This is a genomic window from Oceaniferula spumae (assembly GCF_042849255.1).
Taxonomy (GTDB): Bacteria; Verrucomicrobiota; Verrucomicrobiia; order Verrucomicrobiales; family Akkermansiaceae; genus Oceaniferula; species Oceaniferula spumae.
The window spans coordinates 4,075,292-4,090,760 of sequence record NZ_AP026866.1 but is presented as its reverse complement, the minus strand read 5'-3'; the positions used below and the strand labels follow the sequence as shown (position 1 = coordinate 4,090,760).

The window sequence follows — 15,469 nt, the reverse complement described above, 5'->3', positions numbered from 1 at the left end:
ATCTATGGGGAGATGTTAGAGGAATCCTGGAATATGAAGAGTCTCCACTAAATATTGCTGTCGTGATAACAAGTTTTGGTAAAACTCGTGGCGTGATTCGTCTGGCTCGCAGAGCGTTTCCTCATCGGGTTTCACCGCGTAGCTAATGATCTCTTCGTAGCTCAGGCTTTCACCGCTGTGGTGGAAGAATCCGACCGCGGCCTGAAGTGCCGCGCCCAGAGCTGCACCTTCATCAGTCTGTAAACCCACCACTGGTAAGCCGAAGACATCGGCAAGCATTTGCCGCCATACCGGACTCCTGGAACCACCACCTGTTAGACGAACGGATGTCGCTTCCAGGCCAAGTTCATTGAGCCTCAGCATTCCGTAACCAAGGCTGAGGCTAACGCCCTCCATGGCAGCCCGCATCATGTTTGCGGAAGTAAAGTTAGTCATGTTCAGACCGTGAATTACGCCACAGCCATCAGGTAGGCCCGGTGTGCGTTCACCTTGCAAGTATGGAAGCATCATCAGCCCCTCCGCCCCCATTGTTGCGGACGCGACTTCTTTTTCCATCCGCTCATGATCCCAGCCGTAATGTTTCCTAACAGCTTCGGTAACCACCGTTGCATTCATCGTGCAGACCAGAGGCAACCACTTATCGGTGGAATCACAGAATGCTGCCACCTCACCTTGTGGATCGATCAAAGGCTGATCACTGACACCAAAGACTGTGCCGCTGGTTCCTAGGGAAACAGTGACCTGGCCTTCGGTAACATTGCCGGTGCCGATGGCGCCCATCATATTATCGCCACCTCCGGCACTCACTAACACATGGGAACCAAGCCCCCATGCTGTAGCCAACTCTGGCCGGATGGGACCTAACACATCGCGGGATGAACCGATCTGTGGCAGGGCCTGATGCAGCATCGGATCAATGAAATCGATGAGTTCATGACTCCAGCAGCGGTTGCGCACATCAAAAAGTCCGGTGCCTGAGGCATCGCCCGGCTCCATGCGTTTGACGCCGGTCAGCCAGTAATTGATAAAGTCGTGAGGCAACAGAATCGTTTCGATCCGTTGGAAATTCTGCGGCTCGTTCTGTTTCAGCCAAAGGATCTTGGAAGCAGTGTAGCCAGGAAGAATAGGGTTCCCTGCTAACTCGATCAGGCCGGGTGATCCCCCGAATGCGCGGGCAATCTCATCGCATTGCTCAGTGGTGGAAGTATCACACCAGAGTTTGGCAGGACGGATGATCCGATTTTCGGAATCCAACACCACCAAGCCATGTTGTTGTCCACTGACACCGATGGCTGCGACACGTGAGACATCATCTCCCAGTTGCTTCAAGCAACTACGGACCGTGCTATCGACCGCCTTGATCCACAATGCAGGATCCTGCTCGCGGTGCCCTTCGGGCAAGCCTTCGATCATCTCGTAGGCTTCTGACGCTTGGGCAACAACAGCCGCTTTTTCCAGATCAAAGACAACGGTCTTTGTGCTCTGAGTGCCAGTATCGATGCCGAGTACGTACATAAGTGATTTCGTCGAGAGGTCCGGCTACTGCCAGCCCCTTTATTCATGCCAGCAGATGGCTTTTTGACAAGCCTGCGTATGATATTTCTCACATCCTACATCCCCAGCACCTGCTGGATGGTGAAGCATGTCACAACGATAATCATGAGCGCCACAAAACCACCCACCACCTTGTCTCGCAGCATCGTGTCAGGACGGTGAAAGGAAGCCGAGCGAGGAAATACGATACCCGCATACATCATCCCTGCTAACAGGCCACCGGCGTGAGCGGCGTTATCAATGAAACTCATGCCGAGTAAGCCGATGATCACCATCAGCACAATACCAGCCAAAAGCCGCCGTTGCGCTGGCTTTGGAACCAGTCGGGCATGCATCTTTTCAAAGACCAGCATGAACCCTAACAGCCCCATCAAACCACCAGATGACCCCACTGCCACCGAATTAGGCATCCAATAGAAGGAAGCCACACCGCCGATCCATGCTGACATGGCAAATACGATCAGCAGGTGCGGCCATCGAGCCAAGGTCTCGGTTCGACGTCCCAAATATAAAATACCCCCGGCATTCATCAACAAGTGCACGATATAGCCGTGCAGCATCGGAGCCGTCATCATCCGCCACCACGCGCCACCATTGGATATCTCAGGATAATTCAACGCCTGCAATTTCAGCAACCCGGCCCGGAGAATCGAGGGTTTCATTCCAGCAGAACCCCAGTCGACATATAGCTGCGCGAGCCCCACCAGCGCTAGGCACCCTAACAAAAAATAGGTCACCGGCACTTTTCGGCGTTGTAACCAAGAGTCAAACTGAGCCTCGGGAATCTCATCTTTCAGATCCTCGGGTTTGGTGTTCGTCAGTCGACGGCGCGTTTTCCAACCTTCATAAAGCGGCAGGAGGCCGAAAATGAACAACAGCAACGCCGCCAAACCAGTATGTTGGCTGGAATAGAGCGCGTGCAGATCTTCACCATGATTTTTCCAAGCCGCAAAACCCGTCCAGAGAACGGCCGCTCCAAATACCAATGACATCCGGCGACCGTCACTAATGTCGTTGGCGGCAAATTTTTCCTGCCGCTGTCTCAACGACTGGTGCAATGCCGGCACAGCCTCAGGCACGACTAGACGTGGTGAATCCGGCGTCCACACCAGATCGATACCGCCACGAAATTGCGCCACCTTTTGCGCCAGGTCAGCGGCATTCGTGGCGAAGTGCTCGCCGCCTTTCGGATCGATTAGCCCGAAATCGGAACCAGTGGGTTTGAGAGGAAACGCATCCTCGCGTGCCCATGCCGGAATGTCTTCCGGATGATCTCCGTCAGCACTGGTCGGTCCGGCCAATGGAACTTATTGCTCGCTACCAGCATCAGGCTGATCGACTGCAGGTGGTGCGGGAGTGCTCTCAGGCGGTGCAGCCGGAGGGGTGACTGGAGGAGTAGGAGTAGTTCCCTCGCTCGGCGCTTCACCAGCAGGTGCAGCATCATCTGTTTCAGGCATTTCCACTGGAGCATCGTTTTCCAGAGGCTGGGGAACTTCCACAGGAGAAACTTCTTCGGTTTTATCCGTGGAGTCATCCTTCATGTCATGGGTGATGTTCTGACGCTTGCCGATGAGGATGGCGAGAACCAGGGTGATGACAAAAAACAGCGTGCCAAGATAGACCGTGCCTTTCTGAAGGACGTCTGTGGTGCGGGCACCAAAGGCTTGATCGGTAAGACCGGAACCAAACGCGGCACCGAGACCTTCCTGCTTGGGACGCTGCATCAGCACTACGAGAGCGAGCAGAAGACAGATGATCACGTGGATCACCAACAGGAGGTTAATGGAAATGTTGAGCCAGTTGGCAGCAATTACAGGTGTCATGGGCGCGGGAATATGGTGAAGTGATTCCGCCTTGTAAAGACGCGATTTGCGGGTTTTACCGCTTTTTTCGCGCATTTAGCGGTCGTCAACAAGGAATCGCAGGGCGAACTTAATTAACTCGGCGGATGATCTCGTTGTTTTCGTCGCAAACGATCTTCTTGGCTAAAATAGGATTCTCCGAGATCGCGAAGGCCATGATGGTGATACGCTCGCCCGCTTTAATAATGTGCGCGGCGCCGCCATTCATGATGATTTTACCAGTCCCCGGAGTTCCGGCCTGCGCGTAGGTTTCCAGCCGTCCCCCTTTGGAAGCAGAGGTCACGAGCACGCGCTCACCTTCCCAGAGGCCTGCGGCTTCCATGAGATCAGACGGGATTTCGATACTTCCTTCGTATTCGATATCCGCGACCGTGACACAGGCGCGGTGGATTTTTGATTTTAATAGCACGTGCTGCATGGGCGCAAACAAGCCGCGATGGACGCGAAGGTCAAATTTCAAATTCGCAAATTGGAAAATTTACAAATTGCAATTGTCAGCATTCCCCACTACTTCCCCGCGCATGCTCAAAGCAGGAATCGTAGGACTACCCAATGTCGGCAAGTCGACACTCTTTAATGCTGTCACCCGCACACGCAATGCGGAGGCTGCCAACTATCCATTTTGCACCATCGATCCAAACGTCGGAGTCGTCACCGTCCCAGACGAACGCCTGAACGTGATGGCCGAAATCAGCAAGACCCAGAAGATCATTCCTGCTGCGATCGAGTTCGTCGATATCGCCGGACTTGTGGAGGGCGCGTCAGAAGGAGCCGGCCTCGGTAACAAATTCCTAGCGAATATCCGTGAGGTGGATGCCATCGTGCAGGTGGTGCGTTGTTTTGAAAATGACGACATCATTCACGAACTCGGCAGCGTCGACCCCATTCGCGACATTGAAATCATCAATTCCGAGCTGATCCTCGCCGACATGGCAGCCTTGGTGAAACGCAAAGAATCACGCGCTAAAAAAGCCAAGAGCGGAGACAAGGAAGCCAAGAAGGAACTCGAACTGATCGAAAAGCTGTTACCCCACCTCGACGAGGGCAAACCTGCGCTCACCCTCGAACTCAGCAAGGACGAGCAGATCACCCTGCGCGACTTCTTCCTACTTAGCTCGAAACGCACCATTTTCGCCTGCAATGTCTCTGAAGACGAACTGGCCGAAACCCAGAAAAATCCGGACGGCCATGCGCTAGTCGCCAAGGTGCGTGAATATGCCGCAGCTTCCCACAATGCCGAGGCCACTGTCATCTCGGCCCGCATCGAAGAGGAACTCGTGGAGCTCGATGCTGAAGAAGCGAAAGAATTTCTCGCCGATATGGGAATCGAAGACTCCGGAGTCTCCACTCTGATCCGTGCAGTTTACCACCTCCTTGGCTTGCGCACTTATATTACTAGTGGCGAAAAGGAAACTCGCGCCTGGACTATTCGCGAAGGCGACAAGGCACCTGCCGCCGCCGGAGTCATCCACGGCGACTTCGAACGAGGATTCATTGCCGCCGAAGTCTGTGCTTATGAGGACATGGTAGCGGCCGGTTCCAAAACTGCCGCCAAAGAAGCAGGCAAGCTGCGGATTGAAGGCAAGGAATACGTCGTTAAAGACGGCGACGTCGTTGAATTCCGCTTCAACGTTTAAAATAATCAGAGCGAGAGTAATCATCGCTCTATAAATTCACCCTCTACTTATCAGTAGAGCTCTGTGAATGACGCTTGAAGGGGCCCTACCGCTCCAAAAGAAGCCGATGTGGCCACTTGTCTAGCCACATGCATGCTCGTGGTGAAATCTCTTTCACCTGTGGTTTGTCGGCGCTGTTGGCTGAAACAACGTTTGGAAAATGCCTTAAAATCAGGCTTTAGAAGGCATTTAATTAATATAACTTAACATGTAATTACGATAAAAGACGCCTATCACCTGTGACCGACCCACCATTTAAATGCTTTTTTATAAATAAAGTATTGCTCTCCTGTAATTTTTAGTTAATGTGACTTTCATCTGAGCGGGACGAAATAAAAATACAATTTACCAAGTCGAGCTTAGCCCAACACCCCCAACCCCCATCCCCACCTCTTGCCATGAAAATTATCGATAACATCGTAGCGCAATCAGTGATCCTGGCGCTGATTTTATCAATTCCAATGCTGTTTGCAGACGGTGTTCCCGGAAGCAAGCGCACCCCTACTGATGCCCCAGCCTCGATCAACCCGGAGCTAACCAGCGAGACTCCAGCCACAACACAAAACACATCAAGCGCTTCAACCAACCCATCGAGCACCGCACAAGCGGCTAACGAAGGCGATCGGAGCGTGCCCAACACGGAGCCTGTTCACGTTCCAGAGCCAGAACAGCAAGAGATCCAAGGACTTAAGGACGCTTTTCAATCGACCCAACTGACGAACGCCTCGAGCAAATCCAACAAAATCGCTCAGAAGAATTAGCCGTTCGCCCACTGACCTATAAATTTTAGTGCTGCCAATTCAGGCATCTGCACCACCCGGAACCCTCCCTATTCAATCTAGGGAGGGTTTTTCTTGTACATCAAGACACCTCAAGACCACCTATTTTTAAAAACAAATGCTCTATATGAATGAATTACACGCCAAACCCTCATGGATTTTTAATATAATATGCTTGAGTTTTCGTTACTATTAGAGATACTCAAGTGTCTGGGAATTCATACCATCAATATATATTCGCCCTCGGTGGATACTAACAGGTTCTAAATTTTCGGATAACGGCACTTACAACGCCACCACCCTTACCGTCCTAACAAGACACCCTTACACGAATAAGAACGGCTTTATCAAAAGCTCTCCATGACTATCGCATCGATCCATTTCGGGATACGACAGGCGGCAAGGACACTTGTCGGCTGCAGAGTCATCGCTGCAGGCCTTTGCCTGGTAAGCGTAACTGTGCATGCCCAGTATGTCCCTCTGGAAGCTGAATTTGGAATCGAGCAGCGCGCGGATGCCTTGCATCAACGATTCATTCAAGACCGGCGCATGGCCATACCGGACATCATCAGCCCTTTCCAGACACCGCCCAAGGCCATGGTGATTCACGATGAAGCACCGGATCCATGGGCAGAGGTAAAGCTTTCATGGCGCCGCGGCATTACCGCAACCGTTTTCTGGGTAGGTGAAAAACCGAGTGAACGGAATCCGACTCCCAACAATGCCAGCTCCTGGGACCCCAACTGGCAGGACAACTTCGGCGGCGTCGATCATCCTGGACGCAGGAATGGTTATCACCCCGTGGGATTCACACCCAAGCTCAATCCTTTTTACATCGCCTTACCCTATAACGATATCGCGCCTGGCGGAAACCATCACCCGGAAGCATCGAAGGTGATCCCTTGGTTCTGGAGGTCCTATCGAGGAGCTTGGTCCTCGGTCTGCAAGGGCCGCTGGGTGGCCATTCATTATCGCGGAAAAGTTTGTTACGCCCAGTGGGAAGATTGTGGCCCGTTCTCTACCGATGACTGGGAATACGTATTCAAAGGGCACGCACCAAAGCCAAACCCCAATGGGAATGCCGGCATCGATATCAGTCCCTCCATCCGAGACTTCCTCGGCATTCGAAGCGGTTATCGAGTCGCTTGGAAATTCGTCGAAGACCATGAAGTGCCCGATGGCCCATGGCTGCAACTGCCCGGTTCTAACCCCTCACTCTGAAATTTCCCCAAATAAGTCAGCCCCACAACCCAAACACATACACAACCAAAACAATAAAAAATGAAAGCTAACAAAAGCATCATCGGCTGTACACTTATCGCGGCTGCGATGGCACCCGCCTACGCGGACCTTACCTTCGTGGCACCTGGGATGGATAGTCCCTACGTTACGACCAACCTATCCAAAGACTGGAGCCAGAACTTGGGCACCTATTGGAAATACATCATCAACGGTTATGAATATCATCTCTATGCTGGTGTTCCTGACGGAGGCAAGGTCAAGGGCAACGGCCAGTTGTCTTACAAAACCGGTAATGCCCAGTTTCCGGGAGCAACAAGTCTCACCGCCAAGATCAATGGGCAAACTATCGTATCCAAAAACCAAACAGCTCATAATATTAATGATTCGACTGGCCGCATCATTCATAACTTCTCATCGCCCATCATCCTCACGGAGCAGAGTATTACTCCTTCTTTCACCCTGAGCACCAACATGATCGGGGCTGGTGACTACATCACCATCATTGGCTCCGCTCTTGAGGCACCACCAACGCCCATCGGCACTCTGATCGCGCCACACTATGTCCGTGATGGAGGTCGCCCCACCCTGCAATGGTTCATCACCAAAAGTCTTGAGGGAGCGGGCACCACTGAAGAGGTAGTTATCCCACCTGAAACTGAGAACGAATCATCAAACAGCGGCGAGGGAAAAAGCAACAACGGTCACGGTAACAACGTCGATGGCATTGACAGCAGCAACCCTGGAAAAAGCGCCGCCAAATGGGCTGCCAAGGGCTATTACGATACCGATTACGACGGCGACGGCGTAGCCGAAGATGACGAGGGCCACGGTGGAGGCTCAGCTATGAGCAAGACCAAGAACAGCAACCCTTAATTAGCTAAAGTTCTCACAACACCAACCAGTTATGAAGCTTGGAAAAAGAAATCTAACGAAAACATCGGCCGTCTTATATTGCCTTTGTTTTGCTCCGCTGTGCGCTGAACCTACTGCCGAAAAAAAAGCTCAGAATGAGCCATCGGCAGCTAGGAAACCCCTTGTTACAGTCAAGCACACCTCACTTTACAAAAACTCTCATATTCTGAGCAATCGGGGAGAGCACTGTATCGTGCCTAAGAACAGCATTCTTTTTCTACCAGATAAATTGAAAACCCGAGTGGTTGAGAAACCCTCAGGAAAATTTGTATTATGGCCCTTTTTCAAGCTCCGCAATCAACAGTGGATCTGGACTTATGAGGTCACATTGGACCAAGCCAAGGGGATCAAACCCCTGCCCAAAGGAACCTTGGAACAATTTAGCAAACTGAACCGTGTGGTGGTCGCCCTTTACCGCGGTCACCCTGTCTCGGTGATCCCACCGAAAAGTAAAAAAGTCGTCTCAGCTACAACAGAAGCTGAGTAGTTAACTCACAAACAAAAACCATTTCATCATGAAACTTATTCAACAAAAAACCGCTATCACAGGTATGCTGATAGCACTCAACATATCAGCGTCCGCTTCGGTCGACTTCATCGAGCAAGTCGATCTCGACAGTGGCCTGATCTATCAAGTTTATGTTGCCGGCCCAGAAGAACCTGGCAGCAAAAACGGCGAACAAATATCACCCATGCCTGTTGGCCCTTCAGGCTCAACTTACGCCCTCTACGCCAAGGGGCTCGAACCAGATGAAACCATCTATCTACTCGATGAGAAATATGTGGCCGCGTATACTCCGGAAGCCACCATCACCATTACCAGCGAAGATCCACACCTAACACCACGCACCCGGGCCGATGAGCCTTTTACCGTGGATGTCAATGTGAAGGGATTGCTCACTCCCGGAGAGGGTGTGCCGGAAGCCGCTCTCAATGTCTACTTTGAACAGTCAACTTTGAAATACGACGATGTCTTAGACCGAGCTCCGACAGATGGCACAGCTGAGGAGGTGCTTAACGATGACTTCTTCATTGTTGAGAATTCTGATCTGCAACGAACAGGCATGACCAAGCTAACAAGCCCAGTCTTTTTCAAAGAACGTGGCGAAGAAATCTTCAGAGCCTATGCGCTCCCTGATGCCGATCTTGACTGGCTCCAGATCGCCTCAGGTCGCATTCAAGTTTGGCCGATTGCTGACGTTGAAATCACGGGAATCGATCCTAATGTCAAAATCACTCGTTCACTCCCTGACCTAACAATTAATCTGACAGACCTATACCCGGACAGCAAGACGACCGTTCAGATTTACAAGGGATCACAAGCGTTAGGCACCACGGGCACTCAAATTGCCGGAGCTGAGATCGTCTACAATTCGATCGTCCCCCAAGATGGGCAGATCCTCGTGAGAAACTGGGACAGCTATGCTGTGGATGATGGCACTTACACACTTGAGGTCATCACGGTTACCCCATTTGACAACCGCGCTCCAGAGCGACTCGCTTGGGTGACCTTCTACGTTGACCGCACCATCGAAATGAAAGGCTCGGTCATTTCTTCGGAATAATATTCTCATTGCGATACATCAGGGAGAAGCGGGCAGACTGCTTCTTCCTGATTTCATCCTTCACTTCAGTATAAGCCATTAGTAACAACAACCCCTTTACCGGTTCCACGTGATAAGACTCAGACTCCCTTAGAAATCCCCCTCCCTTTTTGTCCTGCTTATTATTCAAGACCAACTTTCCGTGTTTCAACGCCATCGAATCTTTCAATTTTAAAAACGAAGCTTTCACATCATCCGGTTTCATCTCCGGAGCCCCGTAATGCAACGTCACCTCAAATAATTTTCCCCAATGATAACGCGCCTCCAAAGCAAAAGCCTGAATCCCCGGCAGGGAGCCTTCGGTAGCGGTAACACGCAGCTCCCGAAGCTCGGGATTTTGCCCGGGAATCTTAATCACGACATCGAGCTTCTTCGCCTGAGCCCAGTCGAGAATCTTGTCAGGATTATCCCCCCATTGCATTCCAAAGGGAGGGGCCAAAATCGCCTGAGCGGAGGCGCCGCCAATTCCCAGACTGAACACCATCAACGAAATGATCGGAACAAGACGGCAGAACCATCGCCTCTTAATTGTCTGACGCCCGATCGGTTTGGTCATATCGATAGTCAGGATAACTTCATTCCCTCGCAAGGCAAGTTCCTAAAACAGGGCAGCTCAAGGCACCAGCCACTGGGAAAACGATTACGCAGAGGGAGCATGCTGATCGAGATGACTGTAGCCCTGGCACTTCTCACAGCGATCGGCATGGTTGTCTTCAAGAGCACCATCGATCTTATCGCGCCGCGTCAGTGGGTGCTGCATCAGAATATTTCTGACGCCTACATCAGCTATGAAAAAGCCTACGCTGAAAGGGTGAGCTTCGAGACGATCACCAGCAATACCTCGCCTTGGCCGGTATATCCGGACAGCACCAGCACGACTGTGGAAATAGGCAAACTTCCGGGAGGCAACGCGATCAACGCCACGGTCGTCCGCACCCGAATTGCCGATCCAAACAATCTTTCCACTGCTGGAGGAACCGGAACCACCACAACCAATCCGGCAGAGATGGAATCGTGGAGGCTGGAAAGCCACATGACCTATCAGATTGGTGATCAGACTTATGTAAAATCCAGAACCGTAGTCAGAACCCAATGAAGACTCACTTATCCAGCACCACTGGCTCTGCATTGACCCGCAGAGGCTTCACTCTCATCGAGATGACGACCGTCATTATCGTAGGGTTAATGATCGCAGTGATGTCGCTCACCTTGTTCAACCATCAGCTGACGACCTACCAAATCATCAATACGCAGAATTTCCTGATTCATGAGGCACCGCAAGTGAACAACACACTGAACCGCATCGTCTCACGTGCTAATTTTTTCCGACTTTACCCCACGCTCACCGATGCAGAAAGTGGCTCTAACTCTACCATTACGAATGCCTCGGTCTTGGCACTCCAGTTCTCGGGCACAGCAGACCAGCCCGACAGCTTTGGCGTGATTGCTTTCGATTCAGAAGCAAACGAACTGAACTATTACCACTTGGAATCGATGGCCCAGTTAGCTGTCGTGGAAGAACCAGCCTGGCGCATTTCGGGTCAAGTCAATGGTGCCAGCTTTTACGTCGAGAACGGTGTGCTCCGCATCAAACTCACCGGCCCTAACGGTGCCGAAATCATTTACTCAACCACTACACTCCGATGAAAATCCAAACTTCCACAGGCCTCCGCAGTGGTGATCGTTTCGGCGATACCTCATTGCAGAAGGGCTTTGCCTCCATCCTAACAGTAGTGACCGTCAGCGTCGGCTTACTGCTGATCCTGATCACCATGTATAACGACACCGTTGAGTCACAAGGCACCCAGAAAGACCACATGCTGAGGGCGGACTACCAACAGCGGGAGGAAGCCTTCCTCAGAGCCCTCACCAACATCGTGCCTAACAAAGCCATGATCTGCATGCAGGATAATTCGTATAACTGGAGCACGCGACAGACCATGACTTGGGATACCATTTTCAGCGAAGCATTGACACTATCCAATACCAATGCCCCTCTGGATACCACCAAAATAGCGGATCTTAACATACCCACTGCTCGAAACGGGAACACGGCAAACACCACATTCTCGGTGAACGACGTCATCTCGAACCTCTCTGGGAATCGTGGCTTTTTCTACTCGCAGGTCACTGCGGGAACTAACTATACCGCCACTACCGATTACCCGCCACCTCTAGAATGCTCATTCTGGCATCACTCGATGAACGGTAGGTATCCGATCGTTTCCTATGAAAAAAAATACGGCAGTTCAGCTGACGGCTGGGTGGGAGCCGACTACTCCCAATATCCTCAATATAATATCGTGGATGCGCCCTCGATGCATTTCAACTACCAGAACAGCGCCAGCATGATTGCCAAACATAACTGGTGGGGTTTCACCGTCTCTTTTGCGGATCAGAGTGATACAGTCACCAAAATTGCGACACGAGAGAAAAAGTACATGATCTCTCTCTACGAAATCCCCTCTCAGTTACCGATTAACGGCGCCACCTACACAGCGATGGGAGCTCACACAGATGGCACAGAGTGGGCCAACTTCCATATTTCCGGCGGCATCTTTGCTCAGCGAGTAAAAACCGAAGGCAGCTTCTCCACCGAGGCAATCTCCAGCCGTAAAGGCGTCGAACTCTCAGGCAACACCACCGTGAACGGCAGCACCACTGGCACGAGCGCCGGATCTGATCCATTCGCCAGCAATGCACGCGAGCTGAGCGAAACCAAGGGTGAAACCTTTCCCATTTCCTCGGCATCCAATGGCGGCCGAGTCTCCTTTGTGCCCATCAACCGGGGACTGGAGTTTTATGACCGCTTCCATGGCAATGGTAGCACATCCACCAGCAGCAATGCGATTTCACCGACATCGTGGGATTATTACAGCATCGGAGCCAAGCAGTGCCGCATGCGCCTCGATATTATTGGCGTCACGTCTGCCACCGACCAGACTCCTACCTCCATACGCTTCTCATACTGGGCTGACGTTCCCAATGACGGGTATGGTGGATATATGGTGACCGAGACATTCACCAAAGGCTCAAACTGGCCCGATGTCGGCTCCGATGAGGGGCAGACGTTTCCGTTTCACGTTCAGAACTCGGCCACCGGCTATCCATGTGTAGCCATCTACTTGGAACGCCTGGCAGCCTATCTCGCCACAAAAAATGCCGATCATTTTGATATCAATAACAGCCTTTCGGTGAATCCTGATTACGTCAATAACCTCAATATCAGCCAACCTTCGTTCCCTACTTCGGCGGGAGACCTTGGGCTTATGCTGCTAGATTCGAAGGATCTCACGGCCTATACCTCTGGTTTCTCAATGGTCACCAATATGCGCTTAATCATCGCGGACGATGTCAACGTGACCGCCACCACAGCGCCCGCAGATATGACCATGGCAAGTGGCGAGCTTTTCTACCCCCCGCTCTCCTTGTTCGCTCCTGAGAAACGCTATGGCGATAGTGCCACGCCGATGAAAATCGAGGTGGACGGTCAGCTGGGATCACTCGCAAAAGGAAATACCGATGCCGTGCACATCGGAGATTTCAAATCAGGCATGTCGGATCAGGTCGTCCCTACCAACATCTCGGCAGATCTCAAAGCGATTAGTCATCCTGCAGCATTACCTCCGATCAACATCATGAACTGGATGGTGGTGGTCAGGGAAATCCACCCCACCTACATCCCAGAATCTGACGAAGAAGAAGAGTAAGACCTTCAACATCATTCAATCCATCCGAAAACCCATTAACCAAACTCTCACCATGAAAAACACCTGTATTCTCGCACTTATTACGTGCCTCTTCATCCCACATGCCTCAGCTGAGGAAGCTGACAAGCCAACTCCAAAGAAACGCCCAAGTCATGCCGACCTCGTTAAGAAGAAGGCCGAACTTGATAAGGAGGCTCCTAAACTCACGCCCGTGGAAGAAAAGGCTGCTCTGAAAGTGAAGAAGAGATCATTAATCGGAAATTCCACACTGCTAGCAAACAACGGTCAGTGGACACTGGTGCCAAAAGGCGCTGTGCTTTATGTTCCCAAGCAATTGCAAGATAAGGTCGTCCAGGCTCCGTCAGGATACTTGGTCGACTGGAAAACGTTCCTACGCAAGAACCACGGTTGGCTGCACCTTTACTCAGTGAACATGACACAGGCTCAAGGGAAAGACAAAGTCAGCCCAGAAGCGATCAAGGCCTACACAAGCATCGGCAAAGTTGTCGTCGCCACGTGTTCTGGAGGTCCAATCTCAGTAGCACCCGATGCGCTGAAACCAGAAGAAGAGGAGAAGTAGGTCTTTTCCCCTCCTTGATAGCCAAAGCCGACAAGACAACTGAACGGCCTGTATTTTAGAGCTATCAGTAAAACACAAAGACTCAGAAAATCACCCAACCCCGATACCTCACGGTATCGGGGTTTTTTGTGTCTACGAAAGATTTTCACACTCTCACATCGCTGGCAGCATGAACTTTGCTCGCTAGCTGGCTTCGTTTATTTTTATGTAAAATCTGAATGGCCGCGCAACTTGCAAAATTTCGACTAAGCAAGCGTTCACCTAGAAATATAAACGCAAACAGCTGAAGAAATGCCGTCGTCCTTCACGACAGGCCGGGAATCTTTCTCAATCAGATTACCCCACACAGCGATACTTATACCGACAATTCGGAGGCGCTGGATCTCGACAGATCCAGACGAAACAGCTGTCGATAGATAAAGGGCTGTCGGCGAAGGTCTGGAGGAAGACCGGTGGCCAACCCCTCCTACGAACAGATTATTTACGATCTCTGGAAATTTCAATCATGAGCGTATCCAGCAAACGAATCGTGTTCGTTTTTATAATTTTACCACTACACACCCCAACAATATCTATAAATCCGCCTATCCCTCCTACAATAAATAGCAACCTGCCCCTGAAAAAACCACATTTTATTGTTATTAATCACCCTGAAAGCCTTCATCTACCTTATTTGTAAGGTTTTATATAATTTAACCCATTAAATACTTTACACGATTATATTTTTTGTTACTGTCGCGACGTGCCAGAGAGATTTATTATAAGTTTTCTCTGAATCCAATCAAAACCCAACCACTCCTTACAATGAAGACTCCATCAATTATACTGGCAAGCACCCTTGCTCTTACGGCTTCTGTGTTTGCTGACCAAGCCCCACCGGCAATTCCTGTCGGCACTCTTAAGATCGACCAGATGATGGTTCGTCAGGGAGTCGCCCCTACATTCAGCTGGAAGATCGAATATCCAGCCGTTGTCACTGACGTCGTGGACATTACCCCCGACGATGAAATCATTCCGAAGACCAAGCTGCGCGTTAAAGTCAGCATGGTAGGTGTAGGCATGACCGATCAAACCGGTCTTCAATACCCAGCCAAAGCCTACATGAGATTCGGTTCAGGAGGTTGGCAGTTCCTATTCTCTGGAATCGGAAGCGTGGTTCAGCCTGAAACCGTCCTGATCAACAAAGTAGTACAACCGGGAGAGACACTCCGTTATGCAGCCAAGCTCAATTACGGCAACTACGGCTACTATTACAATGACTCCAGCAACATCAAGGTGCTCAAAAACGGAGACACTCCACCAAACGTCGCCGCCGGTTACGCGCACCAGACATCTGTCGCCAGCTATCTTCGTCCATATGTTAAAAACGGTAAGATTGCCCTCGGACCAATGGACGTCATCTATGTTTCCGAACTGACTCACAGTAACCCAGGTCACTTCGGATACGACATGCAGGATTCCATCACCCTGGTTCGTTTCGAAAAAATTGAGAACTAATCATCCTCAGTTCGACGTTCCCCCGCCCTCCTATTTTAACCAAAAAACCCTCA

At 51.1% G+C, this 15,469-nt stretch carries 16 protein-coding genes; 11 read left to right on the top strand and 5 right to left on the bottom strand.

What is annotated here, in order from left to right:
• Positions 1–15 precede the first annotated feature (15 nt).
• The 4 genes from xylB to ACSPJT_RS17455 form a co-directional block, all read right to left on the bottom strand.
• Complete coding sequence (gene xylB, locus ACSPJT_RS17470) at positions 16–1,515, bottom strand: xylulokinase (protein WP_435893846.1); 1,500 nt, start codon at positions 1,513–1,515, stop codon at positions 16–18.
• Between the two features lie 95 nt (positions 1,516–1,610).
• Positions 1,611–2,855, bottom strand: coding sequence for a rhomboid family intramembrane serine protease (locus ACSPJT_RS17465; RefSeq protein WP_435893845.1), 1,245 nt, complete (start codon positions 2,853–2,855; stop codon positions 1,611–1,613).
• A gap of 6 nt (positions 2,856–2,861) precedes the next feature.
• Positions 2,862–3,452 carry a preprotein translocase subunit SecG gene (gene secG / locus ACSPJT_RS17460; RefSeq protein ID WP_435893844.1) on the bottom strand — a complete coding sequence of 197 codons (591 nt, stop codon included), beginning with the start codon at positions 3,450–3,452 and terminating at the stop codon, positions 2,862–2,864.
• 34 nt (positions 3,453–3,486) lie between these two features.
• Complete coding sequence (locus tag ACSPJT_RS17455; RefSeq protein ID WP_435893843.1) at positions 3,487–3,834, bottom strand: aspartate 1-decarboxylase; 348 nt, start codon at positions 3,832–3,834, stop codon at positions 3,487–3,489.
• A 103-nt stretch (positions 3,835–3,937) separates the two neighbouring features.
• On the opposite strand from ACSPJT_RS17455, the gene ychF reads away from it, so the two are divergent.
• The 6 genes from ychF (at position 3,938) to ACSPJT_RS17425 (ending at position 9,590) form a co-directional block, all read left to right on the top strand.
• Positions 3,938–5,053: a redox-regulated ATPase YchF gene (gene ychF / locus ACSPJT_RS17450; protein ID WP_435893842.1), complete on the top strand. Its 1,116-nt coding sequence runs from the start codon at positions 3,938–3,940 to the stop codon at positions 5,051–5,053.
• A gap of 437 nt (positions 5,054–5,490) precedes the next feature.
• Positions 5,491–5,853: a hypothetical protein gene (locus tag ACSPJT_RS17445; RefSeq protein ID WP_435893841.1), complete on the top strand. Its 363-nt coding sequence runs from the start codon at positions 5,491–5,493 to the stop codon at positions 5,851–5,853.
• A 378-nt stretch (positions 5,854–6,231) separates the two neighbouring features.
• On the top strand, positions 6,232–7,092 hold the full coding sequence (locus ACSPJT_RS17440; RefSeq protein WP_435893840.1) for a hypothetical protein: 861 nt from the start codon (positions 6,232–6,234) through the stop codon (positions 7,090–7,092).
• Between the two features lie 60 nt (positions 7,093–7,152).
• Positions 7,153–7,986 (top strand): hypothetical protein, encoded by an 834-nt coding sequence (locus tag ACSPJT_RS17435; protein WP_435893839.1) that lies wholly within the window; start codon positions 7,153–7,155, stop codon positions 7,984–7,986.
• Between the two features lie 232 nt (positions 7,987–8,218).
• Positions 8,219–8,512, top strand: a complete 294-nt coding sequence (locus ACSPJT_RS17430; protein ID WP_435893838.1) for a hypothetical protein — start codon at positions 8,219–8,221, stop codon at positions 8,510–8,512.
• Between the two features lie 28 nt (positions 8,513–8,540).
• Positions 8,541–9,590, top strand: coding sequence for a hypothetical protein (locus ACSPJT_RS17425; RefSeq protein ID WP_435893837.1), 1,050 nt, complete (start codon positions 8,541–8,543; stop codon positions 9,588–9,590).
• Here the strand turns inward: ACSPJT_RS17425 and ACSPJT_RS17420 are convergent.
• On the bottom strand, positions 9,574–10,185 hold the full coding sequence (locus tag ACSPJT_RS17420; protein WP_435893836.1) for a hypothetical protein: 612 nt from the start codon (positions 10,183–10,185) through the stop codon (positions 9,574–9,576). The genes ACSPJT_RS17425 and ACSPJT_RS17420 overlap by 17 nt on opposite strands.
• A gap of 111 nt (positions 10,186–10,296) precedes the next feature.
• Between ACSPJT_RS17420 and ACSPJT_RS17415 the strand changes: the two genes are divergently transcribed.
• The 5 genes from ACSPJT_RS17415 to ACSPJT_RS17395 all read left to right on the top strand — a co-directional run bounded on the left by ACSPJT_RS17415 (position 10,297) and on the right by ACSPJT_RS17395 (position 15,416).
• Positions 10,297–10,725, top strand: coding sequence for a hypothetical protein (locus ACSPJT_RS17415; RefSeq protein WP_435893835.1), 429 nt, complete (start codon positions 10,297–10,299; stop codon positions 10,723–10,725).
• Complete coding sequence (locus tag ACSPJT_RS17410; protein ID WP_435893834.1) at positions 10,722–11,276, top strand: prepilin-type N-terminal cleavage/methylation domain-containing protein; 555 nt, start codon at positions 10,722–10,724, stop codon at positions 11,274–11,276. Before ACSPJT_RS17415 ends, ACSPJT_RS17410 begins: the two co-directional genes overlap by 4 nt.
• A complete protein-coding gene (locus ACSPJT_RS17405; RefSeq protein WP_435893833.1) occupies positions 11,273–13,339 on the top strand; it encodes a hypothetical protein in 2,067 nt (688 codons plus the stop codon). Before ACSPJT_RS17410 ends, ACSPJT_RS17405 begins: the two co-directional genes overlap by 4 nt.
• 52 nt (positions 13,340–13,391) lie before the next feature.
• The gene (locus ACSPJT_RS17400) at positions 13,392–13,919 is read left to right on the top strand and encodes a hypothetical protein (RefSeq protein WP_435893832.1); all 528 of its coding nucleotides are present in this window, start codon (positions 13,392–13,394) and stop codon (positions 13,917–13,919) included.
• Positions 13,920–14,723: 804 nt separating this feature from the next.
• Positions 14,724–15,416, top strand: coding sequence for a hypothetical protein (locus ACSPJT_RS17395; protein WP_435893831.1), 693 nt, complete (start codon positions 14,724–14,726; stop codon positions 15,414–15,416).
• Positions 15,417–15,469 lie beyond the last annotated feature (53 nt).

Coding starts and splice junctions, on each gene's coding strand:
- xylB (WP_435893846.1), bottom strand. CDS start 1,515: ATGTACGTACTCGGCATCGATACTGGCACTCAGAGCACAAAGACCGTT.
- secG (WP_435893844.1), bottom strand. CDS start 3,452: ATGCGCGAAAAAAGCGGTAAAACCCGCAAATCGCGTCTTTACAAGGCG.
- ACSPJT_RS17455 (WP_435893843.1), bottom strand. CDS start 3,834: ATGCAGCACGTGCTATTAAAATCAAAAATCCACCGCGCCTGTGTCACG.
- ychF (WP_435893842.1), top strand. CDS start 3,938: ATGCTCAAAGCAGGAATCGTAGGACTACCCAATGTCGGCAAGTCGACA.
- ACSPJT_RS17445 (WP_435893841.1), top strand. CDS start 5,491: ATGAAAATTATCGATAACATCGTAGCGCAATCAGTGATCCTGGCGCTG.
- ACSPJT_RS17440 (WP_435893840.1), top strand. CDS start 6,232: ATGACTATCGCATCGATCCATTTCGGGATACGACAGGCGGCAAGGACA.
- ACSPJT_RS17435 (WP_435893839.1), top strand. CDS start 7,153: ATGAAAGCTAACAAAAGCATCATCGGCTGTACACTTATCGCGGCTGCG.
- ACSPJT_RS17425 (WP_435893837.1), top strand. CDS start 8,541: ATGAAACTTATTCAACAAAAAACCGCTATCACAGGTATGCTGATAGCA.
- ACSPJT_RS17420 (WP_435893836.1), bottom strand. CDS start 10,185: ATGACCAAACCGATCGGGCGTCAGACAATTAAGAGGCGATGGTTCTGC.
- ACSPJT_RS17415 (WP_435893835.1), top strand. CDS start 10,297: ATGACTGTAGCCCTGGCACTTCTCACAGCGATCGGCATGGTTGTCTTC.
- ACSPJT_RS17410 (WP_435893834.1), top strand. CDS start 10,722: ATGAAGACTCACTTATCCAGCACCACTGGCTCTGCATTGACCCGCAGA.
- ACSPJT_RS17405 (WP_435893833.1), top strand. CDS start 11,273: ATGAAAATCCAAACTTCCACAGGCCTCCGCAGTGGTGATCGTTTCGGC.
- ACSPJT_RS17400 (WP_435893832.1), top strand. CDS start 13,392: ATGAAAAACACCTGTATTCTCGCACTTATTACGTGCCTCTTCATCCCA.
- ACSPJT_RS17395 (WP_435893831.1), top strand. CDS start 14,724: ATGAAGACTCCATCAATTATACTGGCAAGCACCCTTGCTCTTACGGCT.